This is a genomic window from Ferruginibacter sp. HRS2-29 (genome assembly GCF_024343615.1).
Taxonomy (GTDB): Bacteria; Bacteroidota; Bacteroidia; order Chitinophagales; family Chitinophagaceae; genus Ferruginibacter.
In genome coordinates, this window is the sequence record NZ_RJUB01000133.1 from 1 (window position 1) to 6,026 (window position 6,026).

General features: G+C 40.0%; 2 protein-coding genes. One reads left to right on the forward strand and one right to left on the reverse strand.

The window, feature by feature from the left end:
• Positions 1-988: 988 nt before the first annotated feature.
• On the reverse strand, positions 989-1,534 hold the full coding sequence (locus EGI32_RS14615; RefSeq protein WP_255156104.1) for a helix-turn-helix domain-containing protein: 546 nt from the start codon (positions 1,532-1,534) through the stop codon (positions 989-991).
• A 607-nt stretch (positions 1,535-2,141) separates the two neighbouring features.
• Between EGI32_RS14615 and EGI32_RS14620 the strand changes: the two genes are divergently transcribed.
• On the forward strand, positions 2,142-3,497 hold the full coding sequence (locus tag EGI32_RS14620; RefSeq protein ID WP_255156105.1) for a pyridoxal-phosphate dependent enzyme: 1,356 nt from the start codon (positions 2,142-2,144) through the stop codon (positions 3,495-3,497).
• Positions 3,498-6,026: the final 2,529 nt, after the last annotated feature.

The window sequence follows — 6,026 nt, forward strand, 5'->3', positions numbered from 1 at the left end:
CCATTTTCAGGAAGGCTTTTAAAATCACTCGTTTGGGAAACACAGATTGTTCTGACTTCGTAAAAACGAAAATGCAGTTTATAGCAAATTGAAGAGTTTTAAAAACTTCAACTTCTCATAAACTGCATTTTGTTTTGCGCCAGCAAAATAATCTGTGTAATCCCCTTCATCCCTCTGAAATCTGCGATTATTTTTTCCGCTGCAATCTCCGCTTACATTCGTAATTCGTAATTGCTAATTCGTAATTAAATAAAAAAACCTTCCATTTTCAGGAAGGCTTTTAAAATCACTCGTTTGGGAAACACAGATTGTTCTGACTTCGTAAAAACGAAAATGCAGTTTATAGCAAATTGAAGAGTTTTAAAAACTTCAACTTCTCATAAACTGCATTTTGTTTTGCGCCAGCAAAATAATCTGTGTAATCCCCTTCATCCCTCTGAAATCTGCGATTATTTTTTCCGCGGCAACCTCCGCTTGCATTCGTAATTCGTAATTGCTAATTCGTAATTAAATAAAAAACCTTCCATTTTCAGGAAGGCTTTTAAAATCACTCGTTTGGGGGATTACAGTTTGGGTTTTATCAGGTATAAATTTTAATTGATCGGAATTGGAATGGTTCTGCTCGCTTGGATATTGGCAATTAAACTAAACTTGCTTATAAAGCAAAATTAGGCCATTGCTTCATTTTGAAACGTAGATGCGGGAATTAAAGAAATGTAGTGCAGATACTACTTTTACAGGTTTTAACGGAAAAAACTTGATGTAGGTCAGTTTTTCGGGAGGTAAGCATCAAAATCAAATATCTACTACCCCTTCTGTACGGATATCGTATACAAAACTCCGGTAATTATTCAGCGTGACGATAAATTTTTGTGGGGGCCTGACATCATTTAAAAAAATTAAACTGTAGAAAGACAAAACATATTTCAATAGTGGCTTTCTTCAGTCAAAGAAATTTAACTCATTTTTTTGGCACCTTCAGCCCATTTCATAGTTTATTATCCGAAAGTATCCGTTCAAAAATATCGATCTCTGCGTACATCACTTCGGTCTGTATGCGTAAAGCTATTTGTTTGGCGAGGCTGTATCGCTCCAACTGTTTGCGGCATTTTACAATTTGCCCGTTTACCCAGCTGAGATCCTCTTTTTTATTGGCCTGCGACGCGAGTTTAGCCTTCAGGCTTTCCAATGAAGTAAACTTGTGTGAAGCCAGCGTATAATTTTGGGTCATCGCGGTAAGCCCGCGTTGTTTTGCCGGTGCAAGTATTTTAAGTTCGCGGAGGGTTTGATCAATCTTTTTTATCGCGGAGTCCCTTTTTTTATCTGCATCGGGGAAACCGGTTTTATCGGGGTATTGTTTCAGGTGTTCGTTGTAATGATACCTCAATTCTTCAAATTTTATCCGGGCATCGTCGGGAAGTTTCCTGCGGCCACTTTCAGCCATACTGACCACACTGGGTGAAACTGCTAAGTATTGTGCCAGTTCTTCCTGGGTCAGCGTTAATTGCAACCGGAATTGTTTTAGTCTGTTCATTTTTGTGTGGATTTTTTCTCAAATTACAAAATCCGCACAAGTTGTGTGAAAATATTTGTGTGAAATTAGTTTCACACAAATATTTTCACACAACTAAAATTACGGGCTATCGGAAATAAAAATGCCCCTGTTAAACAACAGGAGCATTTTTATAAACTCAGTTCTTCGTTATGCACTACACATAACAACTTATAAACTCTAAGGAACAATCTTTCGATGGATATATGGGGGAACTTCTATAGGAATAAATAAATTAATAGCTACTTTCGGAAGGATGATTGGAATTTCTATTGCAAATATAACGCAAGTATAATACGCTGTTTGTAGTAGAGGGTATCTTAATTTGTAGTAATTCTTCTATAGAAGTTTAGGGATTAGAGATCAGGGTTTAGACAGAAGTTTTTGCTAAATGGTATGTCTTGATGCTACTGAAACATTATAAAATATTAATAATCAATTGTTAGGATCTGGATTCCTGATAAGGTTGTATATCGTTCAACGTATACCTGCCCCTGATCCCTAATCTCTAAACGTTTCCAAACTTCTTCCTCCTAAACCCTGATCTCTAATCTCTAATCTCTAACTTTGCGGCCAAAAGATTACTACCATGTGGCTAAACAACGTACTTGAGACGATCGGCGATACGCCATTGATCCGGCTCAATAAGATCACCCGCGACCTTCCCTGCACCGTACTGGCAAAAGTGGAATACTTCAATCCGGGCAATTCCATCAAAGACCGTATGGCCCTCAAAATGCTGGAAGTGGCGGAGGCCGAGGGTAAAATAAAACCGGGGGGCACTATCATTGAAGGTACCAGCGGCAACACCGGTATGGGCCTTGCACTGGCAGCCTGTGTAAAAGGATACAAATGTATCTTCACTACTACCGACAAACAATCGAAAGAAAAAGCGGATATATTGAAAGCCGTAGGCGCCGAAGTGATCGTATGCCCTACCAACGTGGAGCCCGAAGATCCACGCTCCTACTATTCTGTATCTAAAAGACTGGCTACCGAAGTTCCCAACAGCTGGTACGTGAACCAATACGATAACCTGGCCAACAGGCAGGCGCATTACGAGCAGACCGGCCCCGAAATATGGGAACAGACGGAAGGGAAAGTTACCCACTTAGTAGTAGCTACCGGCACCGGCGGCACTATCGTTGGTACGGGAAAATACCTGAAAGAGAAAAACCCCGACATAAAAGTATGGGCGATCGACAGTTATGGCTCTTTGCTGAAAAAATATTTTGAAACGGGCGAACTCGATCAGAAAGAGGTATACCCTTATATCAGCGAAGGTTTCGGGGAAGATTTTGTTCCGGAAAATTATGATATGAGCGTGATCGATGAGTTTACGAAAGTAACGGATAAAGATGGTGCCGTAATGGCCCGCCGGATCGCGAAGGAAGAAGGGTTGTTTTGTGGCTATAGCGCCGGAAGTTGCCTGCAGGGCGTGTTTCAGCTGAAAAGCCAGCTGAAGAAAGACGATGTGGTGGTAGTTATCTTTCACGATCATGGAAGCAGGTACGTAGGAAAAGTGTACAACGACGAATGGATGCTGGAGCGTGGTTTCCTGGATGTAAAAACATTCAAGGACCTGATCAGCGGACGTGGTACGCAGAAAACGATGAGCATTTCCCCGTCGGATACAGTGATGGATGCCATCAACCTGATGAAGAAATATGATATCGAGAATATCCCGGTATTTGACGGAGAGGCGAATGTAGGCTCTATCTCAGAAAACGGCCTGTTTGACAAGATCCTCAACAATGCCGATGTGAAAGATGCCCCGGTAAACACCGTGATGCAGCCTCCCTACCCCGAAGTGGCTTTTGACACACCGGTAGAGCGTTTGAGCGCATTCATCAATAAAGAGAACGGAGCGGTACTGAGTAAGGATGAGAGCGGGTTTTACCACATCGTGACGAAGTATGATATTATACAAAGCCTGACGAAGTAATCATCAATTACGAATTACGAATTACAAATTTTTCCGGGTGAAAGGGTTATTATAAATCTGAGAAATTTTTAATCCATAATTCGTAATTCGTAATTGATAATTCGTAATTGACTTTGGTTTTTACGTTTTTAAAAATATGATTAACAAAAAAGCCCTTTCGGGATTTTTTTCGTCCTTGCGGAAAAGTGCTTTATACGTACATCTCCTATTTGGGGGGCGCAACTGAAAACCGTTTGAAAAATTGTGTGATTTGGGCATCGAAGTTTTACGATTTGGCTAAAATCCTTTCCTACCAAGAGTTTCCAGATATTAATTACTTTTTATTTTTATTAAAAAAGTAATTTGTTATAGTAAAAATACGTACCCCAAAAGCGTAGCCCTACCCTAAACAGGGCAGTCATTTTACTACCCTATCCGTATTTTTTTCACTCCAAACAAAGAGCGGTTTTGCTCTTGTACAGGGCTGTTTTTCGCCGCATCTTTGTGTCAGAAGTTGATTGATAGAGATTAAATATCAAAATCGATCATTATCCAACAATCCTGATAAACCTGAGTGTCCAAATATCCAATTACGAAAAATCAGTAAAATTCAATATCAGTCAACTTCTACTTTTTAAAACAACTATAGTTACATCCATATATCCAGACGAAGAACCAAAGTAAAACCAATATCCTGTCTATGCTGTAAAAAGCGACGATGACAAAAAACAAAACCAATATCCAGCCTATGCTCCTAACCAGGGCGACGATGGCAAAAACCAAAACCGAACAATCCAATCCAATCCAAATCCTTTAAAAAACAACACAAAATCAATCCTGTGCATGATTGACCACAATCAAGGTACGAAAAACCAAACAGTACTCTGAAACCAGGATAACCTAACTTTTACAATATGAGCCCCCTCAGAAGTAATTCCTCCTGAATGTTGGAAAAAAAATTGACTCCTGTCCTTGTGGCGGGAGTTTTTATTTGGGCAGAGGCGACAGACCACGGACCACAGACTACAGACCACGGCCAGGTTAAAAGAAATTGTTGCTCAGTAAGAACTTCGAAGCTTTCACCATTCAGCATTCACTATTGACTATTGACTATTCACTCATGCAACATTTTCAGCATATCCGCTGTCATAGCCATATCCCGTTTTTAACCGCCCCTTAAATATGAAATAAAGAAGCAATTGTTTGCCGGCCTTACAAAGGCTGCAACTTAAGCACTGCTCACGCCCGAGGTTTTCATTCGTAATTCGTAATTGCTACGTGTTTTTACGATTTGGTCATACGTACTAACCCCTCAAGAAAGTTGTTCAATTTACGATCGCCACAGTATTTACTTCACCGGTAATAAAGAGCAATTATGCTCTTGTACAGTCGCTTTTTTCGCCGCATCTTTGTACCAGAAGTTGATTGATATCGATTAAATATCAATCATTATCCAAAGATCCAGAACAAACCACGAGTTTTCCAATATCCATCCAAAAAGACCGTAAAATTCAGTATCAGTCAACTTCTATTTTTCTTTTAAAGCATACCAATATCCCACCAAAAGAACCAACAGGCCAATATCCGCTGGCAAAACCAACCATCCAATCCAATTAAAACCGAATGAACCAGATCCTAAGCTGAAGTTCCTAACCAGGGCACGAGCGAAAAACCAGACTGAAAACAGGATACATTATAAATGAGCCCCCTCAGAAGTAATTCCCTGAATGTTGGAAAAAGAATTGACTCCTGGCCCTTGTGGCGGGAGTTTTTATTTGGCCACAGACGACGGACGACAGACCACAGACAACGGACCACAGACGACAGACGACCGCCAGGCTAAAAGAAATTGTCATTCAGTAAACGCTTCGAAGCTTTGACTATTCACCATTCACTATTCACCATTCACCATTCACCATTCACTATTCACTATTCACCATTCACTATTCACTATTCACTATTCACTATCGTAGTTTTACGATTTTTGATCACGTACTATTTACCCCGTTTTTCCCGTCGATTTACTATTGCCGCAGTATTTCCGTCACCTCAAATAAAGAGCGGTTTTGCTCTTGTGCAGGGATATTTTTCGTCGCATCTTTGTATCAGAAGTTGATTGATATCGATTAAATATCAATCATATCCAAATCCAAAGAATAAACCAAGAGCTTTCCAATATCCAATTAAAAAGACCGTAAAATTCAATATCAGTCAACTTCTAATTTTTCTTTTAATAGCACGTTTTAAGATCATTAATATCCAAGAGAAGAACCAAAACAACCAATTATCCTGCTTATGCCCTCAAAAGCGATGATAGCAAAAAGAACCGATTCCAATATCCTGTCTATGCTGTAAAAAGCGATGATGACAACGAAAGACCAGAAGAACCAATATCCAGCCTATGCCGTAAAAAGCGATGATGGCAAAACCAACCAAACCCAATATCCTAAACGCCTATGCTCCTAACCAGGGCGATGATGGCAAGAAAAAGACCGGGTAGACTGAAACCAGGAAACGACTTTTGCTCATAATGGGCCCCCTCAGAAAAAA

Coding starts and splice junctions, on each gene's coding strand:
- EGI32_RS14615 (WP_255156104.1), bottom strand. CDS start 1,534: ATGAACAGACTAAAACAATTCCGGTTGCAATTAACGCTGACCCAGGAA.
- EGI32_RS14620 (WP_255156105.1), top strand. CDS start 2,142: ATGTGGCTAAACAACGTACTTGAGACGATCGGCGATACGCCATTGATC.